17 protein-coding genes are annotated in these 20,070 nt (G+C 73.7%); 11 read left to right on the top strand and 6 right to left on the bottom strand.

All coding sequences use genetic code 11. From position 1 onward, the window contains the following. Nucleotides 1-73 precede the first annotated feature (73 nt). The 4 genes from ACIPAE_RS04950 to ACIPAE_RS04935 all read left to right on the top strand — a co-directional run bounded on the left by ACIPAE_RS04950 (nt 74) and on the right by ACIPAE_RS04935 (nt 5,650). On the top strand, nt 74-673 hold the full coding sequence (locus ACIPAE_RS04950) for a hypothetical protein (protein WP_329369478.1): 600 nt from the start codon (nt 74-76) through the stop codon (nt 671-673). A gap of 236 nt (nt 674-909) precedes the next feature. Continuing rightward, nucleotides 910-1,779, top strand: a complete 870-nt coding sequence (locus ACIPAE_RS04945; protein ID WP_329369480.1) for a DegV family protein — start codon at nt 910-912, stop codon at nt 1,777-1,779. A 201-nt stretch (nt 1,780-1,980) separates the two neighbouring features. Then, entirely contained in the window at nt 1,981-2,850 is an 870-nt protein-coding gene (locus ACIPAE_RS04940) for a helix-hairpin-helix domain-containing protein (RefSeq protein WP_402442955.1), read from the top strand. Between the two features lie 181 nt (nt 2,851-3,031). Continuing rightward, complete coding sequence (locus ACIPAE_RS04935; RefSeq protein ID WP_402442953.1) at nt 3,032-5,650, top strand: ComEC/Rec2 family competence protein; 2,619 nt, start codon at nt 3,032-3,034, stop codon at nt 5,648-5,650. Between the two features lie 18 nt (nt 5,651-5,668). Here ACIPAE_RS04935 and ACIPAE_RS04930 read toward each other — a convergent pair whose 3' ends face one another. Beyond that, on the bottom strand, nt 5,669-6,832 hold the full coding sequence (locus ACIPAE_RS04930) for an epoxide hydrolase family protein (protein WP_329369486.1): 1,164 nt from the start codon (nt 6,830-6,832) through the stop codon (nt 5,669-5,671). Nucleotides 6,833-6,929: 97 nt separating this feature from the next. Here ACIPAE_RS04930 and ACIPAE_RS04925 point away from each other — a divergent pair, with 97 nt between their 5' ends. From ACIPAE_RS04925 to ACIPAE_RS04915, 3 genes are all read left to right on the top strand, one after another. Next, nucleotides 6,930-7,529: a TetR/AcrR family transcriptional regulator gene (locus ACIPAE_RS04925; RefSeq protein ID WP_402442951.1), complete on the top strand. Its 600-nt coding sequence runs from the start codon at nt 6,930-6,932 to the stop codon at nt 7,527-7,529. 149 nt (nt 7,530-7,678) lie between these two features. Beyond that, complete coding sequence (locus tag ACIPAE_RS04920) at nt 7,679-8,341, top strand: winged helix-turn-helix domain-containing protein (protein ID WP_402442949.1); 663 nt, start codon at nt 7,679-7,681, stop codon at nt 8,339-8,341. 26 nt (nt 8,342-8,367) lie between these two features. Then, nucleotides 8,368-9,648, top strand: a complete 1,281-nt coding sequence (locus tag ACIPAE_RS04915) for an MFS transporter (protein ID WP_402443305.1) — start codon at nt 8,368-8,370, stop codon at nt 9,646-9,648. A gap of 84 nt (nt 9,649-9,732) precedes the next feature. Here the strand turns inward: ACIPAE_RS04915 and ACIPAE_RS04910 are convergent, their stop codons facing one another. Beyond that, nucleotides 9,733-9,990, bottom strand: coding sequence for a hypothetical protein (locus tag ACIPAE_RS04910; protein WP_329369491.1), 258 nt, complete (start codon nt 9,988-9,990; stop codon nt 9,733-9,735). A 107-nt stretch (nt 9,991-10,097) separates the two neighbouring features. On the opposite strand from ACIPAE_RS04910, the gene holA reads away from it, so the two are divergent. Then, the gene (gene holA, locus ACIPAE_RS04905; protein ID WP_402442948.1) at nt 10,098-11,084 is read left to right on the top strand and encodes a DNA polymerase III subunit delta; all 987 of its coding nucleotides are present in this window, start codon (nt 10,098-10,100) and stop codon (nt 11,082-11,084) included. A gap of 112 nt (nt 11,085-11,196) precedes the next feature. Here holA and ACIPAE_RS04900 read toward each other — a convergent pair whose 3' ends face one another. Together ACIPAE_RS04900 and rpsT are read right to left on the bottom strand one after the other, a co-directional pair. Further along, on the bottom strand, nt 11,197-12,081 hold the full coding sequence (locus tag ACIPAE_RS04900; protein ID WP_366412795.1) for a collagen-like protein: 885 nt from the start codon (nt 12,079-12,081) through the stop codon (nt 11,197-11,199). Nucleotides 12,082-12,407: 326 nt separating this feature from the next. Further along, nucleotides 12,408-12,674, bottom strand: a complete 267-nt coding sequence (gene rpsT / locus ACIPAE_RS04895) for a 30S ribosomal protein S20 (RefSeq protein ID WP_328464046.1) — start codon at nt 12,672-12,674, stop codon at nt 12,408-12,410. Between the two features lie 260 nt (nt 12,675-12,934). On the opposite strand from rpsT, the gene lepA reads away from it, so the two are divergent. From lepA to hemW, 3 genes are all read left to right on the top strand, one after another. Further along, nucleotides 12,935-14,818, top strand: a complete 1,884-nt coding sequence (lepA, locus tag ACIPAE_RS04890; RefSeq protein WP_402442945.1) for a translation elongation factor 4 — start codon at nt 12,935-12,937, stop codon at nt 14,816-14,818. 173 nt (nt 14,819-14,991) lie between these two features. After that, on the top strand, nt 14,992-16,875 hold the full coding sequence (locus tag ACIPAE_RS04885; protein WP_402442943.1) for an AMP-dependent synthetase/ligase: 1,884 nt from the start codon (nt 14,992-14,994) through the stop codon (nt 16,873-16,875). 46 nt (nt 16,876-16,921) lie between these two features. Continuing rightward, entirely contained in the window at nt 16,922-18,154 is a 1,233-nt protein-coding gene (gene hemW / locus ACIPAE_RS04880) for a radical SAM family heme chaperone HemW (RefSeq protein ID WP_329369499.1), read from the top strand. A 36-nt stretch (nt 18,155-18,190) separates the two neighbouring features. Here the strand turns inward: hemW and ACIPAE_RS04875 are convergent, their stop codons facing one another. Both ACIPAE_RS04875 and ACIPAE_RS04870 read right to left on the bottom strand, forming a co-directional pair. Further along, on the bottom strand, nt 18,191-19,021 hold the full coding sequence (locus tag ACIPAE_RS04875; protein WP_329369501.1) for a DUF3097 domain-containing protein: 831 nt from the start codon (nt 19,019-19,021) through the stop codon (nt 18,191-18,193). 287 nt (nt 19,022-19,308) lie between these two features. Next, on the bottom strand, nt 19,309-20,025 hold the full coding sequence (locus tag ACIPAE_RS04870) for an MBL fold metallo-hydrolase (protein ID WP_402442940.1): 717 nt from the start codon (nt 20,023-20,025) through the stop codon (nt 19,309-19,311). Nucleotides 20,026-20,070: the final 45 nt, after the last annotated feature.

The raw sequence follows: 20,070 nt of genomic DNA, 5'->3' as shown, positions 1-20,070 counted from the left end.
TCCGCCCCTCCCCAGGCATTACCGTGGAAGCAGGCCCGAACGGGCCGGTGGCCCGCGATCGGAGGCGCTGTCCGTGGAGACCGTCGGCATCATCCTGCTGCTGTTCTTCCTGATCTTCGCGACGCTTGCCACCGTGGCGATCGTGCGGACGACCCGCGCCGTGAAGCGGGGAGTCGAGCGGCGTACGGCCAAGGCGCGGCGGATCGTCGAGGACCAGCGGCTGCGGGCCCGCCGCTTCGCCCAGCCCGGCGACATCGGCGCGCTCACCCAGCTCCGGCTGGACCTGCGCTCCTCCATCGACAGCACCTTCGAGGCCATGGCGCACGCGTCGCTGCCCGAGGCGGCCGCCCTCCTCGACCGTCTCAACGACCACGCCCGCACCCTCGACGCCGAGCTGAAGCTGCTCGAACGCGAACCCGACAAGTCCAGGGTCTCCGCGCAACTCCCCGCGCTCACCGAACGTGCCCACCGCATCACCCACTCCGCCGACGCGCTGCGCTGGGCGGCCCAGGACCGCGTCCACCACTCCACCGGCGACGACCTCGCGTCCCTCACCCGCGAGATCGACATCGAAGCGACGGCGCTCCGCCACTGGGAGCCGCTCCAGAGCGGTGACGACCGCGACCGCGAGCGTGCCCGGGAACTTCGCAACCAGCCTCCGAGCGCCGGCTGAGCCGGTCCGCGCAGCGGCGCACCCGGGCGCGTACCGGAACCCTCGCGGCGGGTGGCCGGGTCCGGGGCCGTGGGGATCGGGCGGGCAACGCATGTCGGCGGCGCACCCGGGCGCGTACCGGCACCGTCGCGGCGGGAAGCCGTACCGCTGACCGTCGCGCTGGGAAGCCCTACCCGCGCCCTGAACCCCCAGGTCCCGACGTGCCACCCCGCACCCCACCCCGGTAACCTCCGGACATGCCCCCGCACGTCTCCATCGTCACGGACTCGACGGCCTACCTGAGCCCGCAAGCCCTCACCCGGCACGCCATAAGCCTGGTCCCCCTCACCGTGGTGATCGACGACGAAGCCTTCGTGGAGGGCGCGGAAATCTCCGCACCGGCCGTGGCCCGCGCACTCCAGCGCCGCCGCCCGGTCACGACCTCCCGCCCGAGCCCCGCCGAGTTCACCGCGGCCTACGAGGCCGCCGCCGCGTCGGGCGCGAAGGCGATCGTCTCGCTCCACCTGTCCGCCGACTTCTCGGGGACGTACGACGCCGCCACGGTCGCCGCGAAGGAGGCACCCGTCCCGGTGCGCGTCGTGGACACCGGCATGGTCGCGATGGCGCTGGGCTTCACCGTGCTCGCGGCGGCGGAGGCCGCGGAGGCGGGCGGCACCGCTGACGACGTGGTGGCGGCCGCGGAACGCCGGGCCGCCGCCACCTCCGCCTTCTTCTACGTCGACACGCTCGACTACCTGCGCCGGGGCGGCCGGATCGGCGCGGCGCAGGCCCTCTTCGGTTCCGCGCTCGCGGTGAAGCCGCTGCTGCGGCTCGCGGACGGGCGGATCGAACTGCTGGAGAAGGTGCGCACCGCGTCCAAGGCGGTCACCCGGCTCGAGGAGATCGTGGTGGAGTGCGCGGGGGCCGCCGTCGACGGCGGGGCGGGTTCCGGACGGGTGGACCTCGCGGTGCACCACCTCGCGGCGGCCGACCGCGCCGCGGCCCTCGCGGAGCGGCTGCGGCCGCGGGTGCCGGGGCTGGGGGAGTTGGTGGTGAGCGAGGTCGGCGCGGTGATCGGGGCGCATGCGGGGCCGGGGCTGCTCGGGGTCGTGGTGTCGCCGCGCTGACGGTGGCGGGTGGGGCGGGGGCGATGAGGCCGGGGCACGGTGGGGCCGAGGCTGGTGGAGCCGGGTGCCGGTGGGGCCTGGGGCGTCCTCGGGCGCGGTCGGGTCACCCACACGAGTGGCGAAGTTATCCACATCCGGCGGGTTGTCCACAGATCTTGAGCAAGATCGTTCCGGGGGTCGGTGCCGGGCCAGCATCGAGTCATGGACCTTTTGGACTCGTTGGACGCGCTGAAATCGCTGGACCGGCCCGAACCGCCGCTGAGTTCGGGCGGGCGTGACCGTGCGGGAAGCGCCGCGGCGGCCCGCGACCGCACCGCGGCGATCTTCGGCATGGCGCGCGAGGGGCCGCCGGGCGCGGAGCCTCCGGCCGAGCCGTCGCTCGGCCCGCCGGTCGCGGGCGCGCCCGTCTTCGGCACGGGACCGCTCGGGCGGATGCGGACATGGCTGTTCGTGCGGTGCGGGCTCGAACTGAAAACGGTGCTGGCGCTCGCCGTCGTCCTCACCGTCGCCGCCGGGCTCGCTCTTCAGCACTACTGGGCGGGCCGCCCTCGCACCGTCCACGTTCCGCCCCCGCCGACTCCGCTCGCGGCGGCCCCGCCGTCCTCCTCGCCCGCGCCTCCGCCCCAGCTCACCGTCGACATCGCGGGCAAGGTCGCCAAGCCCGGCGTGCGCCGGCTCCCCAAGGGCGCCCGCGTCACCGACGCCCTCACCGCGGCGGGCGGCCCCCTGCCCGGCGCCGACACCACCGCCCTGAACCTTGCCCGGCCGGTCACCGACGGCGAGCAGATCCTCGTGGGCATCACCCCACCACCGTCCGCCGCGGGCGCCGCAGCCGATGCTTCCACTGGCGGCGGCTCCACCTCCGGTGGTCCGCCTGACTCCCCGCTCCACCTCAACACCGCCACCGAGCCCCAACTCGACGCGCTGCCTGGCGTCGGCCCGGTCACCGCCCAGCGCATCCTCGCCTACCGCACCCAGCACGGTTCCTTCACCTCGGTCCAGCAGCTCCGGCAGATCCCCGGCATCGGTCCGCGCAAGCTCGCCACGCTCCAACCCCTGGTCGCGCCGTGACCCGCGTCCGCCCGCCGGGTCGGGCGAGCCTGGCGGGGTGGCCCGACACCCGGACAACGTCCGCCGGTCCGGCAGTTCCGCGGCGATCGCCCGGCTTCCGGTGCCCGCGCGGCGCGGTGCGGCCTCGTACGGAGGCGGTGCGCGGCGGCGCCGGTCCGGTTCAGGCCGGCGGGGGTGGCCGATGACCGGCGCGACGCGGTGGCCGAGCGGTGGTCCGACCGAAGGGACAGCCGAAGGTCCGGCCGGGCGGCCGACGGGTGAGCAGCGGGCGGCGGTTCACGCGGGCGCGGCCTCACGGCTCGGTGCGGCCAACCCGCGGCAGGAGGGTCCCCCGGACCTGCGCCTGGTCGGGCCCGCGCTGGCCGCGTGGGCAGCCGCGGCGGCGGCGCCGACGGTGGGCGCGGGCACCGCGATCGCGGGGCTGGCGGCGCTGATCGCCTTGTCCGCGGCGGTCGTTGCCGCACCGCCCGTGGCATCCGCACCGCCCATCGCGGCCGTGGCGGTGGCCCTCCGCGGCGGCCCAGGGCGTCGCGGTCGCGGGCCCGCGCGACGTCGGACGGGTCCGACGGGTCTGCTGCCGGCGGCGATCGCGATGCTGCTGTGCGGCGTGGTCGCGGCGATGGCCGCCGCCTGGGAGGACGCCGACCTGACCCGGGGGCCGGTGCCGTCGCTCGCGCGTCACCGCGCCGGGGCGGAGGTGGCGGTGCGGGTGACGGGCGACCCGTTCGCCGCGGAGGCGGGGGCGCCGCATCCTGTGGTGGTCGTACCGGCCACCGTCGAGCGCGTCGGCCCGACCCGGCTGCGTACCCCGGTGGTCGTGATGGCCACGGGCGCGGCGGACGACTGGCTGCGGCTGGTCCCCTCCACCCGGCTGACCGCCACCGCGCGGTTCGCGCCGGACGAGAGGGGGCAGACCGCCGCCGTGCTCCGGGTGCGGGGCGTGCCGCGGATCACCGGCCCGCCGACGCGTGTGCAGCGCCTGGCCGCGCGGCTGCGCGGGGGACTGCGGAAGGCAGCCGCGCCGCTGCCGGCGGACGTCCGCGGACTGCTACCCGGCCTGGTCGTGGGGGACACGGCGGGGTTGCCGGAGGATCTGAAGGAGGCGTTCAAGGCCACGGACCTCGCGCACCTGACCGCGGTGTCCGGCGCGAACCTGACGATCGTGCTGATCCTCCTGATCGGCCCGCCCGGCCTGGCCACGCGGTCGGAGCGGCGCGGCCTGGCAGCCCGGCTCGGGTTGCCGCTGCGCTGGACCGCGGTGCTCGGTGCCGCGCTCACCGCCGCCTTCGTGCTGGTCTGCCGGCCGAGCCCGAGCGTGCTGCGGGCGGCGGTGTGCGGCCTGATCACGCTGCTCGCGATCGGTACCGGCCGACGCCGTTCGCTGCTTCCGGCCCTGGCCGGGGCGGTGCTGCTCCTGGTGCTGTACGAACCGGAGTTGGCCCGCTCGTTCGGGTTCGCGCTGTCCGTGCTGGCCACGGGTTCGCTGCTGACGCTGGCACCGCGCTGGGGCGCGGCACTGCACCGGCACGGGCTGCGGCCGCGACTGGCGGAGGCCCTGGCCGCGGCGGCGGCCGCGCAGGCGGCGTGCGGTCCGGTGATCGTGCTGCTGTCGGCCCGGCTGAGCCTGGTCGCGGTGCCGTGCAACCTGCTGGCCGAGCCGGCCGTCGGCCCCGCCACGGTGCTGGGGTTCGGCGCGCTGGCCGTGGCCCCGCTCGCGCCGTCGGGGGCCCGGGTGCTGGCGTGGCTGGCCGGCTGGCCCACGCGGTGGATCGTGTCCGTGGCCCGGCACGGCGCCGCGCTGCCGGGCGCGGAGCTCGCCTGGCCGGGCGGCTGGCCGGGAGCGGCCCTGCTCGCGGTGGTCACGGCCGCGGCGGTGGTCTGCGGACGGAGCCTGCTCCGCCGCCCGTGGCTGTGCGCGGGCGCCGCGATCGCCCTGCTGCTCGCGCTGGTGCGGCCGGTGCCGTTGCCCCGGGTGATGGCCGCGTGGCCGCCGGGGGACTGGCGGTTCGCGATGTGCGACGTCGGCCAGGGCGACGCGCTGGCGCTCTCCACCGGCACGGGTGCCGCGGTCGTGGTGGACACCGGCCCGGACCCGGCCTCGGTCGACCGCTGCCTGCGCGACCTGCGGGTGACGTCGATCCCGCTGCTGATCCTGACCCACTTCCACGCCGACCACGTCGACGGGCTGCCCGGAGCGCTGCGCGGGCGCCGGGTGGGCGCGATCGAGACGACCCTGCTGGACGATCCGCCCGGCCAGGCCGCGCGGGTGCGGCGGCAGGCCGCGGCGGCCGGGGTGCCGCTGCTGCGGGTGGTTCCGGGGGAGGAGCGCGCGGTCGGCCCGCTGTCCTGGCGCACGCTGTGGCCCGCGCCGGGTCCGGCCGGGCTGCCCGCCGCCGAACTGCCGGCCGGCGAGCCCAACGACACGAGCATCGCGCTGCTGGTCCACGACGCGGGCCTGACACTGCTGCTGATGGGCGATCTGGAGCCCGATGTGCAGGCCCAGGTGCTGGCGGAGCGGCCAGGGTTGCCGCGCGTGGACGTGTTGAAGGTCGCGCACCACGGCTCGGCCTACCAGGACCCGGCGCTGCTCGCCCGCGCACGTCCCCGCCTCGCCCTGATCAGCGTGGGCGCGGGCAACTCCTACGGCCATCCCGCACCTCGTACGGTCACGGCGCTGCGCGCGCTCGGCGCCGTCGTCCTGCGCACCGACCTGGACGGGCCGATCGCGGTGAGCGGGGCCACCCCGGCCGACCTGCGCACGTCGTTCGTCCCCCACCACGCCGCCCCGCTGAGAGGGTGAGTCGCGGGTGGCAGCGCGTCAGGAACGAAGGGTGCGCAGGCCGGTGCGGATTTCGCCGACCAGGATCTCGGGCTGTTCCAGGGCCGCGAAGTGCCCGCCCTTGTCGGCCTCGCCGTAGTGGATCAGATTGCTGTAGGTGTCCTCGATCCAGCTTCGTGGCAGGCGCGGGATGTCCTTCGGGAAGACGGTCACCGCGACCGGAAGTGCCAGCTTCGGACCGGCGAGGGTGGCCGATCTGTTCTCCCAGTAGATACGGCCGGAGGACGCCGCGCTGTTGGTGAACCAGTAGAGGGATATCGCGTCGAGCATGTCGTCCATGCTGAGGGTGTCCTCGGCGAGCCCGTGGTTGTCGGTCTTGGACTGGAACTTCTCGTAGATCCAGGCCGCCTGACCGGCGGGAGAGTCCGCCAGGGCGAATCCGACGGTCTCCGGCTTCGTGCCCTGGAGGTGGTTCGACCCGCCGAGTTCGCCGGTGTAGCGGGCGAGGGTCTCCACGGCGTAGCGCTCTTCGGGCGACAGGGTGTCGGGTATCTGCGCGGGAAAGGCGTACTGGGTGTTCAGATGGATTCCGAGCAGCCCCTCAGGTTGCATGGCCCCGAGGGCGGTGGTGACGACGGCGCCCCAATCGCCGCCCTGTGCGGCCCATCGTGTGTAGCCGAGCCGCTTCATCAGCTCCACCCACGCGCTCGCGACGCGCGAAACCGTCCACCCGGTCTCCGTGGGCTTCTGGGAGAACCCGAACCCGGGGAGCGACGGGATGACGACGTCGAACGAGTCGGCGGCGTCTCCTCCGAACGAAACCGGATCGGTCAGCGGGCCGATCAGCTTCAGGAACTCGACGATCGAGCCCGGCCATCCGTGCGTGAGGATCAGCGGCATCGCGTGGGGGTTCTTGGACCTGACGTGGATGAAGTGGATGTCCAGCCCATCGATCTCCGTCAGGTACTGGGGGAAGCGATTGAGCTCGGACTCGAAGCGCCGCCAGTCGTAGCCGCGCTCCCAGTATTCGACCAGGGATCTGGCGTTCTCCACGCGGACCCCTTGTGACCAGTCGCCCACCGTTTCCGGGTCCGGCCATCGAGTTCTGGCCAGTCGCTGCTTCACGTCGTCGATCTCCGCATCCGGGATCGAGACGGTGAACGGGCGGACGAGGGTCGAGGTCGGCGGCGTCGGTGCGGTCATTGCTCTCTTCTCCTGAGCTTCGAAGCACAGCGCAACTCTTCATTGCACACTGGTGTGCAGCCTACGTCGTTGCACACTGGTGTGCAACAATGGTGCCGTGCCCACCGAGTCCTCCCGTGCGCGCTCGATGAACGAGACGCGCGATCGCATCCTCGACGTCGCCCTCGATGTGCTGGGAGAGGACCCGGACGCCGGAATGGGCGACATCGCCGCCGCCGCCGGCGTCGTCCGCCGCACGGTCTACGGCCATTTCCCCTCGCGCCTCGACCTGGTGCGGACGCTCACGGAGCGGGCCGTCGCCGAGATGACGGCCGTGCTCGCCGACGTCAACGCCTCCGACGCGGAAGCGGACGCGATGTGGGTCGAGTTCATCGCCCGCGTCTGGCCGGTGGCGCACCGGTACCGAGTGCTGCTGGCGCTGCGCCGTGGCGAGTACGGCGAGGCGATCCACGGCCTGCTCGGGCCGGTCGACGAACTCCTCGCCGACCTCGTGAAACGGGGCCAGGACGGCGACGTGTTCGCAGAGCACCTGCCGGCGGGCATTCTGAGCCAGGTTGCCTACGGCGTCGTGTTCGCCATTGCGGACAGCGACCTGTCGAACGGGACCGCCGGCGCCCGGGCGGCGACGATCACGAGCCTGCTGATGCTGGGAGTTCCCGAGGCGCGCGCGATCGCTCTCGTGGGTGACCGTTCCTGACCTCCTCTTGGACCTGAACGCTGTAGGGCCAAGCCGGTGCCGGACCTCGCCGCATGCCGCGCCCCGCCCGGGCTCCCTGCGCCGACCCTGGAGAACCCTTGAGCAAGGAACCCTTGTAAGCACTTCTTTCTAAAGATATCTTTATATGCATGACGGAGAAGCCGGCACAGTCCTCGGTCCAGCTCACCGACCCCCGAGCGCTGCGGGCGTACGCGCATCCGACCCGGATGGCGCTGTCCGGGCTGCTCAGGCGGGAAGGGCCGCTCACGGCGACCCGGGCGGCGCAACTGACCGGGGAGTCCGTCGCGAGCTGCTCGTACCACCTGCGGGTCCTGGCCAAGTACGGGCTCGTCGAGGAGGCCGACCCGGAGGGGCCGGGGCGGGAGAAGCCGTGGCGGGCCACGGCGCAGTTCACGGACTGGCCCGGGTACTCGGAGGACCCCGCGGTCGCGGCGGCGGCCGAGGCACTGACCGCGGCCGTCGCGGAGAACTACTTCCACCGCATGGCGCGGGCGCAGGACGCGCGCCGGGAGCTGCCGCGCGCGTGGCAGGAGGCGGAGGTGTTCACGGACACCACGCTCTACCTGACCGCGGAGGAGCTGGGCGCGCTGGGGAAGCGGATGGCCGGGCTGCTCGCCGAGTTCGCCGACCGCGGCGCCGACCCGGCGCTCCGCCCGGAGGGCGCCCGCCGGGTGCCCTGGCTCCAGATCGCCTTCGTGGAGCCCGACCCCGCCGAACCCGCCAACCCCGCCGACCCCGCCGGCCCCACCGACGGTGCCGACGCCGGGACGGAGAGCGGGGAGCCGTCGTGAAGGGCGGCGGCGCGCTGCGGCGCGGGATGGCGGCCCGGGTACCGGAGCTGCTGGGGGAGCGGGCCTTCCGGCGGTACTGGACCGGGCAGACGGTCTCGCTCTTCGGGGACCAGGTGACCTTCCTCGCGGTGCCGCTCGCCGCCGTGCTGGTGCTGCACGTGGACGCCGCCGAGATGGGCTGGCTGTCGATGGCCGGGCTGCTGCCGGCGCTGCTGTTCTCGCTGGCCGCGGGCGCCTGGGTCGACCGCAGGGGGCGCCGCCGTCAGGTGATGATCGCCGCCGACCTCGGCCGGGCCGCGCTGATGGCCTCGCTCCCGCTCGCCTACGCCCTCGGCCACCTCTCCCTGCCGCAGATGTACGCGGTGGTCTTCCTGGTCGGCACGCTGTCGGTGGTCTTCGACGTCTGCAACGCCGCGCTGTTCGTCTCGCTGGTCGAACCGGAGGAGTACGTCCAGGGCAGCACGCTGGTCAACGGCAGCAGGGCGTTCTCGTTCGTCGCCGGGCCGAGCGTCGGCGGGCTGCTGGTGCAGGTGCTCGCGGCGCCGCTGGCGCTGTTCGTGGACGCGCTGTCGTACGTGTGCTCGGCCGGCCTGCTGGCCCGTATCGCCCCTGTCGAGCCGCCGCCCGCCGCACCGCGCAAGGGCCACTTCTCGGCCGGGCTGCGGTTCATCGCCCGCTCCCGGGCCATGCGCGCGCTGGTGGCGGCCGCAGCCACGGTGAACTTCTTCAACTTCGTCTTCCACGCGCTGATGGTGCTCTACGCGGTCGACCAACTCGGTTTGAGCGCGGGCACGTTGGGTGTGGTGCTCGGTGCGGGGGCGGTCGGCGGGCTGCTGGGGGCGTTCGTGACCGGGCGGGTGGTGCGGCGGATCGGCATCGGCCCGACGGTGCTGCTCGGCTTCGTCGGGTTCCCCGCGCCGCTGGTGCTGGTGCCGCTGGCGGGCGGGCCGCGGCTGCTGGTCCTGGCCGCGCTGTTCGGCGCCGAGTTCCTGTCCGGCGTCGGGCTGATGCTGCTGGACATCGGCAGCGGGTCGTTCCAGGCCGCGCTCGTACCCGACGCGCTGAGGTCGCGGGTCAGCGGCGCGTTCCGGATGGTCAACTACGGGGTGCGGCCGCTGGGCGCGCTGGCCGGCGGCCTGCTCGGCGGCACCCTGGGACTGCGGCCGACCCTGTGGGTGGCGACCGTCGGGGGTGTCCTGGGCGCCCTGTGGCTGCTGCCGTCGCCGATACCGCGGATGCGCGCACTGCCGGAAAAGGCCGAGGACCCGGAGGCCGACGCCGGCGTGCCGACCGCCGCCGCGGCGTGAGCCGATCGGCCGCCCGACCCGCGCCCGGCCGCCCTCCGCTCTCCCCGCCGCGCCCGGCCGCCCTCCGCCGCCCGCCCTCCCCGCCTACAGCTCCTCGCGGTCCTCTTCCAGCCAGCCGCCCAGCCGCCCGGCCATCTCGTCGAGTGCCGCCGGGTCGAGGAGGTCGTCGTCGTCCTCGACGACCACCAGCCACTGGGCGTCCTCGGCGTCGTCCTCGCCGGCGAGGGCGTCGCGCAGGACGCGTGGCTCGCCGGGCAGGTCGAAGCGGTCGGAGAGGAGTTCGGCGACCTCCTCGGCCGCGTCGCGTTCGGGCAGCACCAGGACATGTCGTACGTCGCTCACCCCGGCATTGTGCCCGAGCGTCCGCCGACGGTTGAACCCGGGCGGGGGGACGGCGGAAGCGCGAGCGGAGGACGGGGTTGTCGGTGCCGCGTGGGATGCTGGTCGCGATGGCCAGGAAGACCGCTTCAGACGACGTACTCGCCCCGCTGACGCTTGCCGTCGGCCAGGAGGACCTGCTGCTGGACCGCGCGGTGCGCGAGGTGGTGACCGCCGCCAAGGCCGCCGACCCGGACACCGATGTGCGGGACCTGCCACCGGAGGCGGTGCAGCCGGGCACGCTCGCGGAGCTGACCAGCCCGTCGCTGTTCGCCGAGCGCAAGGTGATCGTGGTGCGCAACGCGCAGGACGTCTCCGCGGACTCCGTGAAGGACATCAAGGCGTATCTGGCCGCGCCCGCCGAGGAGATCATCCTGGTGCTGCTGCACGCCGGCGGCGCCAAGGGCAAGGCGCTGCTGGACGCGGCCCGCAAGGCGGGCGCGCGCGAGGTGGCCTGCCCGAAGATGACCAAGCCCGCCGACCGGCTCGGGTTCGTCCGGCAGGAGTTCCGGACCCTCGGCCGGTCCGCGACCCCGGAGGCGGCCCAGGCGCTGGTCGACTCCATCGGCAGCGACCTGCGCGAACTCGCCAGCGCCTGCGCTCAGTTGACCGCCGATGTGGACGGCACCATCGATGTCGACGTGGTGGCCCGCTACTACACCGGGCGGGCCGAGGCCACCGGCTTCGAGGTCGCCGACCTCGCGGTGACCGGGCGCACCGCCGAGGCGCTGGAGCGGCTGCGCTGGGCGCTGTCCGTCGGCCAGCCGCTGCCCGGCATCACCTTCGCGCTCGCCTCGGGTGTGCGGTCGATCGGCAAGCTCGCCTCCGCGCCGCGCGGCGCCAACCCGGGCCAGCTCGCCCGCGATCTCGGCATGCCGCCCTGGAAGATCGACCGGGTCAGGCAGCAGATGCGCGGCTGGACCGCGGACGGCGTCTCGGTCGCCCTGCGCGCGGTCGCCGACGCGGACGCCGCCGTGAAGGGCGGGGCCGCCGACCCCGCCTACGCCCTGGAGAAGGCCGTGGTCACCATCGCCCGCGCCGCCCGCTCCCGCACCTGACCGCCCGCCCGGCCCGCCCCACCTGCCCGACCCGCCCCACCTGCCCGGCCCGCCCCACCTGCCCGGCCCGAGCCGCCCGCGCCGCCCGCCTTCGTACCCGTACCCGAGCCCGCTACTTCAGCTTCGGCAGCGTCGCCCGCGTCGCCGTCTTCACCATGGTGGCGGCCTCGTCGACGGTCGTGGAGTCGTCGCTGCTCGTGCCGACGCTGTAGGAACTCCAGCTCATCGTGTACGTCATCCAGCCGTCGCGGACCGCGAGGGTGACGTACTGGCTGCTGCTCTCGTCCTCCGTCAGCAGGTACGCCTCCTGCCCGATGCCGGCGACGGTCGAGATCTTGTACTGCTGGTGCCGCTGGGTGTAGCTGCGCCAGGTGTCGGCGAACTCCGCTTTCGGGTCCGTCTTGTGGTGCAGGGTCACATCGACGTACAGGTAGGCGTCGGAGAGGGAGGACGTCTCCTTCTTGAGGCTCTGGTCGCAGTACATCTCGTCGACCGTGGCGGTCTTGGTGGTGTACGACGTCGGGTCGTCGTCCTTCTGCGGGTACTGCGTGGTGAAGGCGGACACGTCCTCGGTGTCGCAGAGGTTGTCCTTCACCGTGTATCCGCGCAGGTCGGCCTTGGCCGAGGAGTCCTTGCCGAGCAGCAGCACCCCGCCGCCCCACAGCGCGGACGCCACCGCCGCGCCGACCACCGCCCACAGCACCGCCCGCCCGGCCCCGCCGGAGGTCCGCGGCGCCCCCGGCATCCCCGGTGCCCCGGGCGCACCCGGCTGCATGTAGTAGCCCTGCGTCGGCGGCTGCTGCGCGGCGCCGGGCTGTCCGGGAGCCGGCTGCCCGTACGCTCCGGGCTGGGCGTAGGGGTTGTGCTGGGCCGGCACCGGGGTCCCGTATCCACCGACCGGCGGCTGCGGGGGTATCGGGCCAGGGCCGGGGCCCTGGCCGGGCGTGTTTGGCTGCTGGTAGGGGTTGGGGCTCGGCTGCTCGGGCGGCGTCGACATGCGGTGAGAATATCGGCGCGCTGCCCCTGCGGCGACGGGCGGTCACGGAACGCACACGTACCCGTGACCCCGTCGCGACCCGAACGTGCGAGAACCCGCCCGGGCGGACCCGGGCGGGCTCTCGAAGTACGTCGGGCGCCGCAGGCACGTGGCGAACGTCCGCGTGCGACGCACGTGGTCGGGGCGATGCCGGTCCGGGCGGTAGAGGGGCCGCTGAGTCCGGTTGCCGGCGGTGCCGCGATCCATGACGCGTGGTCGTCCGGACGCGCCGGCCCCGGTCAGGGGCGCGCGGCCGTACGGCCGTGGAACGCGGTGGTGCGGGTGGTTCAGCCCTGGAGCGCGGAGACCGACTGAGCCAGCGCCGACTTCTTGTTGGCGGCCTGGTTCTTGTGGATGACGCCCTTGCTCACGGCCTTGTCGAGCTTCTTGGCGGCGGCGCGCGCGGCGGCGTCGGCCTTCGCGCTGTCGCCGGCCGCGACGGCCTCGCGGGTGCGACGGATCGCGGTCTTCAGCTCGGACTTGACGGCCTTGTTGCGCAGGCGCGCCTTCTCGTTGGTCTTGTTGCGCTTGATCTGGGACTTGATGTTCGCCACGAAAGAGCCTTCTCAGGTTCGTCTGGCCGCCGGCTGATGCCGTCGGCGTGTCTACCAGGAGTGCGCGCCTCGGGTAGAGGGCACGAGACGCAGCGGTCCAGGCTACCAGCAGCGCACGCGCGCTCCCAAACCGTGCCCGCCCCCCGGCCATGGGACTATGGGGGACAGTCCATACCCCGACGCTCTCCGATGTTCCCCGACGCTCCCGCTGTTCTCCGACGCTCCCTCGACCCTCACGTTCTCAAGAAACTGGACCCCGCGTGCCCGCGACCCCTTCCCCTCTGCCGCACGACGTCCCGGAGCCGAGCCGTACCGACCCGGCGCTGATCCGGAACTTCTGCATCATCGCCCACATCGACCACGGCAAGTCGACGCTGGCCGACCGGATGCTCCAGCTCACCGGAGTCGTCGACCAGCGGCAGATGCGCGCCCAGTACCTCGACCGGATGGACATCGAGCGCGAGCGCGGCATCACCATCAAGTCGCAGGCCGTCCGGCTGCCGTGGGCGCCGACCACCGGTGACGGCCAGGGCCGCACCCACATCCTGAACATGATCGACACCCCCGGCCACGTGGACTTCACCTACGAGGTGTCCCGCTCGCTGGCCGCCTGCGAGGGCACGATCCTGCTGGTCGACGCGGCCCAGGGCATCGAGGCGCAGACGCTCGCCAACCTCTACCTCGCGATGGAGAACGACCTCACCATCGTGCCGGTGCTCAACAAGATCGACCTGCCCGCCGCCCAGCCGGAGAAGTTCGCCGAGGAGCTGGCCAACCTGATCGGCTGCGACCCCGCCAACGTGCTGCGGGTCTCGGCGAAGACCGGCGTCGGCGTGGACGCGCTGCTGGACCGGGTGGTCCGCGACGTGCCGGCCCCGGTGGGTGTCGCCGACGCCCCGGCCCGCGCGATGATCTTCGACTCGGTCTACGACTCCTACCGCGGCGTGGTCACCTATGTCCGGGTGATCGACGGGCAGCTCACCAAGCGCGAGCGGATCAGGATGATGTCCACCGGCGCGGTGCACGAGCTGCTGGAGATCGGCACCAACTCCCCGGAGATGCTCGCCGCCGACGGCCTGGGCGTGGGCGAGGTCGGCTACCTGATCACCGGGGTGAAGGACGTCCGGCAGTCCAAGGTCGGTGACACCATCACCACCCAGGCCGCCGGCGCCACCGAGGCGCTGGGCGGCTACAAGGACCCCAAGCCGATGGTCTTCTCCGGCCTGTATCCGCTGGACGGCTCCGACTACCCCGAGCTGCGCGAGGCCCTGGACAAGCTCCAGCTCAACGACGCGGCGCTGGTCTACGAGCCCGAGACGTCCGCCGCCCTCGGCTTCGGCTTCCGGGTCGGCTTCCTCGGGCTGCTGCACCTGGACGTGATCCGCGAGCGGCTGGAGCGCGAGTTCGGCCTCGACCTGATCGCCACCGCCCCCAACGTGGTCTACCGCGTCACGATGGAGGACGGCGCCGAGCACACCGTCACCAACCCCAGCGAGTTCCCCGAGGGCAAGATCGACGAGGTGCACGAGCCGGTGGTGCGCGCCACCGTGCTCGCCCCCACCGAGTTCATCGGCGCGATCATGGAGCTGTGCCAGAACCGGCGCGGCTCGCTGCTCGGCATGGACTACCTCTCCGAGGACCGGGTGGAGATCCGCTACACCCTGCCGCTGGCCGAGATCGTCTTCGACTTCTTCGACCAGCTCAAGTCCAAGACCCGCGGCTACGCCTCGCTGGACTACGAGCCCACCGGCGAGCAGAGCGCCGACCTGGTGAAGGTCGACATCCTGCTGCACGGCGACAAGGTCGACGCGTTCTCCGCGATCACCCACAAGGAGAAGGCGTACGCCTACGGGGTGCGGCTGGTCGGCAAGCTGCGCGCGCTGATCCCGCGGCAGAACTTCGAGGTGCCCATCCAGGCCGCCATCGGGGCCCGGGTGATCGCCCGCGAGACGGTGCGCGCCATCCGCAAGGACGTCCTCGCCAAGTGCTACGGCGGCGACATCTCCCGTAAGCGCAAGCTGCTGGAGAAGCAGAAGGAGGGCAAGAAGCGGATGAAGATGGTCGGCAACGTCGAGGTGCCGCAGGAGGCGTTCATCGCGGTGCTGTCCACCGACTCCGAGGGGGAGTCCAAGGCGAAGAAGTAGGGCGCGGGGCGGGCCGCGCCGCCGGGCGGGGAGGGCGGTGGGGAAACGGGTGGGTCCGGTCACGGTTTACGACCCGCCGCCCGTTCCCCCTTACGTGCCGGGCGCTGGGCCTCTACCCTGATCGCGGATAGGTTACTGGTGAGTTAAGAACGCCGTTCGGCCCGGAGGTTGTCGTGACCGACACACAGACGTTGATCGAGAACCGGCCGCCGTCCGTGGCCACGCTCTTCCTGCAGCGGGTCGACGCGACGCCGGACGCCGAGGCGTACCGCATGCCGGTGCCGCCCGCGTCCGGCGAGGGCCCCGACGAGTGGCGGTCGCTCACCTGGGCGCAGGCCGCGAGCCGGGTGTACGCCATCGCGGCCGGGCTGATGGACCTCGGGGTGCGCCCCGAGGAGCGGGTCGCGATCGCCGCGAACACCTCGGTGGACTGGATTCTCTCCGACCTCGGCGTGCTGTGCGCGGGCGCCGCCACCACCACGGTCTACCCGTCCACCAACGCCGACGAGACCGCGTTCATCCTCGCCGACTCCGACAGCCGGGTGCTGATCGCCGAGGACGCGGTCCAGCTCGCCAAGGCCCGCGAGCGGCGCGCCGACCTGCCCGACCTCGCGCACGTCGTGGTCATCGACCCGACGGGCGCCGACGCCGCCGACAGCGACGGCTGGGTGCTGTCCCTCGCCGACCTGGAGAAGCGCGGCGCCGCCTACCTGGAGCGGCACCCGACCGCCGTCACCGACGCCATCGGCGCGCTCACCAAGGACCAGCTCGCCACCCTCATCTACACCTCCGGCACCACCGGCCGCCCCAAGGGCGTGCGCCTGCCGCACGACGCGTGGGCGTACATGGCCCGCGCCATCGAGGCGGTCGGCCTGCTCGACGAGAACGACGTGCAGTACCTGTGGCTGCCGCTCGCGCACGTCTTCGGCAAGGTGCTCACCGCCGGGCACATCACCATCGGCCACGTCACCGCCGTGGACGGCCGGGTCGACAAGATCATCGAGAACCTGCCGGTGGTCCGGCCCACCTACATGGCCGCCGTGCCGCGGATCTTCGAGAAGGTCTACAACGGGGTCGCCGCCAAGGCCAGGGAGGGCGGCAACGCGAAGTACAAGATCTTCCTGTGGTCCGCCCAGGTCGCCCGCGACTACGCCAAGGCGGCGCAGAACAGCATGCGGCTGACCGGCACCCCGTCCGTGCCGCTGCCGCTGCGCAGCAAGCACGCGGTCGCCGACCGGCTGGTCTACGCGAAGCTGCGCGAGGCGTTCGGCGGCCGGCTGCGCGCCTGCGTCTCCGGGTCCGCCGCGCTCGCCCCCGAGATCGGCTTCTTCTTCGCCGGCGCCGGCATCCACATCCTGGAGGGCTACGGCCTCACCGAGTCCAGCGCGGCGAGCTTCGTCAACCCCGGCGAGTCCTACCGCACCGGCACCGTCGGCAAGGCGCTGCCCGGCCTGGAGGTCCGGATCGGCGAGGACGGCGAGGTCCTGCTGCGCGGCCCCGGCATCATGCAGGGCTACCACGGGCTGCCCGAGCAGACCGCCGAGGTGCTGGAGCCCGACGGCTGGTTCCACACCGGGGACATCGGCGAGCTGTCGCCCGACGGCTTCCTGAAGATCACCGACCGCAAGAAGGACCTGATCAAGACCTCCGGCGGCAAGTACATCGCGCCGGCCGAGGTCGAGGGCCAGTTCAAGGCGGTGTGCCCGTTCGTCAGCAACGTCCTGGTGGTCGGCGGCGGCCGCAACTTCTGTACGGCGCTGCTCGCCCTCGACGAGCCGACGCTCCTGGGCTGGGCCGAGGACAACGGCCTCGGCGGCCGGCCGTACGCGGAGGTGGTCGGCACCGACCAGGTGCGCGAGCTGATCGACGGGTACGTCCAGGAGGTCAACGCCGGGCTCCAGCGGTGGCAGCAGATCCGCCAGTTCCGCATCCTCCCGCGCGACCTCGACGTCGAGCACGGCGACCTCACGCCCAGCCTCAAGCTGAAGCGGCCGGTCGTCGAGCGCGAGTTCGCCCCGCTGATCGACGAGATGTACCAGGGCGCCCGCGAGGCCTGAGGACGGCGCCGCCGAGCGTTCCCCCCGGGTGACGGATACTGGACGAATGCCTTCCGTACTCCCCGAGGGGGAACCCGTGCCCGCGGACGGCGGTCTGCCGCCTTCCGCGTTCGAGGGCGCCGAAGACCGCCCGCTCGGGTTCTACCTGCATGTGCCCTACTGCGCCACGCGGTGCGGGTACTGCGACTTCAACACGTACACCGCGAGCGAGCTGCGGGGCTCGGGCGGGGCGCTGGCGTCGCGGGAGAACTACGCGGACGTGCTGGCCGAGGAGGTGCGGCTGGCCCGGAAGGTGCTGGGCGACGACCCCCGCGAGGTCAGCACCGTGTTCGTCGGCGGCGGCACCCCCACGCTGCTGCCGGCCGCCGACCTCGGCCGGATGCTCGCCGCGATCAGGGCGGAGTTCGGGCTCGCCGCCGACGCCGAGGTGACCACGGAGGCGAACCCGGAGTCCGTCGACCCGGCCTATCTGGCCGGACTGCGGGCCGCCGGCTTCAACCGGATCTCGTTCGGCATGCAGAGCGCCCGGCAGCACGTGCTGAAGGTGCTGGACCGCACGCACACCCCCGGCCGCCCCGAGGCGTGCGTCGCCGAGGCCCGCGCCGCCGGGTTCGAGCACGTGAACCTCGACCTGATCTACGGCACCCCCGGCGAGAGCGACCAGGACTGGCACGCGTCGCTGGACGCGGCGATCGGCGCCGAGCCCGACCACGTCTCGGCGTACGCGCTGATCGTGGAGGAGGGCACCGGGCTGGCCCGCCGCATCCGGCGCGGCGAGGTGCCGATGACCGACGACGACGTGCACGCCGACCGCTACCTGATCACCGAGGAGCGGCTGTCGGCCGCGGGCTTCGGCTGGTACGAGGTCTCGAACTGGGCCACCGGGCCCGCCGCGCGCTGCCGCCACAACGAGCTGTACTGGACCGGCGCGGACTGGTGGGGCGCGGGTCCCGGCGCGCACAGCCACGTCGGCGGGGTGCGCTGGTGGAACGCCAAGCACCCGGGCGCCTACGCGCAGGCCCTCGCCGAGGGGCGCACCCCCGGGGTCGGCCGGGAACTGCTCGGCGCGGAGGACCGGCGGGTGGAGCGGGTCCTGCTGGAGCTGCGGCTCGCCGACGGCTGCCCGCTGGCGATCCTCGCGGAACAGGGCGCGAAGGCCGCCGCCCGCGCGGTAAGGGACGGTCTCCTGGAACCCGGCCCTTACGCGGAAGGCCGCGCCGTCCTCACGCTGCGCGGCCGGCTGCTCGCCGACGCCGTGGTCAGGGACCTGGTCGACTGACGCCCGCGGCCGGCCGCCCCGGCGCCGCCTCCCGCACTACGGCGCCGTCACGAAGTCGATCAGGTGCTCCACGGCTCCCAGCAGCTCGGGCTTGAGGTCCTTGTACGACGCCACCGACGCCAGGATGCGCTGCCACGCCTCGCCCGTGGTGAGGTCCGTCCAGCCCAGCGCCCGGCACACGCCCGTCTTCCAGTCCTCCCCGCGCGGCACCCGGGGCCACTCCGGGATGCCGACCGACGACGGCTTCACGGCCTCCCACACGTCGATGTACGGGTGGCCGACCACCAGCACGTCGGCGCCGGTGACCGACGCGGCGATCCGGGACTCCTTGGAGCCCGGCACCAGGTGGTCCACCAGCACGCCGAGGCGGGCGTCCGGGCCGGGGGAGAACGCCGAGACGATCGCGGGCAGGTCGTCGACGCCCTCCAGGTACTCCACGACGACGCCCTCGACCCGCAGGTCGTGGCCCCACACCCGCTCCACCAGCTCCGCGTCGTGGCGGCCCTCCACGTAGATCCGCCCGGCCCGGGCGACCCGCGCCTTCGCGCCCGTCACGGCGATCGAGCCCGACGCCGACAGCAGCGGGCCGCGCGGGGCCGGTGCGGCCGCGCGCGGGCGTACGAGGGTCACGGTGCGGCCGTCGATCAGGAAGCCGCGCGGCGCCATCGGGAACACCCGCAGCTTGCCGAAGCGGTCCTCCAACGTCACGGTCAGGCCCTCGGCGGTCTTCTCGACCCGGACCACGGCTCCGCAGAACCCCGTGCTCACCTCTTCGACCACCAGGTCCCGCTCCGCGGCCACCTCCGGCGCCGCGTCGGACTTCTTCCAGGGCGGGGTGAGGTCAGGGTCATAACTCCTGCTACGCATGCGGATGATCGTAGGGCCTGACCCCCCGGGTTTCCCGGATCTCCCGCCCCGGGACCACCCGTCGTGCCCGCCCCCACGGCAACCCGCCGTCCTGGCTGCCCCCGGAGCTTCGCCTGGGAGGCACCCGCACACACCCAGGGGCGCGGGGAACTGCGCGCTCAGCAGGCCACCGGGCCGAGGACGGGGACGGCGGGCAACCAAGACGGCGGGAACCCGAAGGGGCGCGGGGAACTGCGCGGCAAGCCACCCACCGAGGGGTGGTCCCGGGGCCGACAGGACGGGGCAGCCTAGGGGGTCAGGGCATCCCGCAACCCGCGGACGAAGCGGGCGTCGACCACCGCGCCGTGCCCGGGGACGTAGCGGGCCGTCTCGCCCCCGAGGGCGAGGAGGGCGTCGAGGGTGGCCGGCCACTCCGCCGGGAGGGCGTCGGGGCCGGCCTGGGGCTCCCCGGACTCCTCGACGAGGTCCCCGCAGAAGACCACCGTGGGATCGCTGGCCGTGGCGCCGGGCACGTGCACGACGAGGTCGTGGCCGGTGTGCCCGCGGCCGGGGTGGACCAGCAGCACCGGCCGGTCGCCGAGGTCGAGGGCGAGCCGGTCGTCGACCAGGTGCGTCGGGCGGCGCAGCGCGGCGGCCGCGTCGGCCGCCTCCGCGGGGTCGGTGCCGTGCGCCACCGCGTCGGCGCGCAGGACGTCGCCCTCGCGCCGCAGCAGACCGTCGAGCGCGCGCTGCCCGTACACCTCGGCGTCCGGGAAGGCCGCGGTGCCGAAGACGTGGTCGAAGTGCCCGTGGGTGAGCACCACGTGGGTGACCGGGCGGCCGGTCAGCGCCTCGGCCTGGGCGCGCAGCTCCGCCCCCTCGCGCAGCGTGGACCCGGTGTCGACCAGCAGCACTCCGTCCGCGCCGACCACCAGCCCGATGGTCACGTCGAGGTGCGGCAGCCGCCGCCTGGCGACTCCCGGCGCGAGGTGCTCCCACACCGACCCGCTGTCCTCATCGCTCACGACTCGACGCTATCGCCATGCCCGCCGCGCCGCGCGCCGCACCCC

This window comes from Streptomyces sp. NPDC087270 (assembly GCF_044744625.1).
Taxonomy (GTDB): domain Bacteria; phylum Actinomycetota; class Actinomycetes; order Streptomycetales; family Streptomycetaceae; genus Actinacidiphila.
The sequence above is the reverse complement of the archived record's forward strand: the minus strand, read 5'-3'. Positions and strand labels throughout refer to the sequence as shown.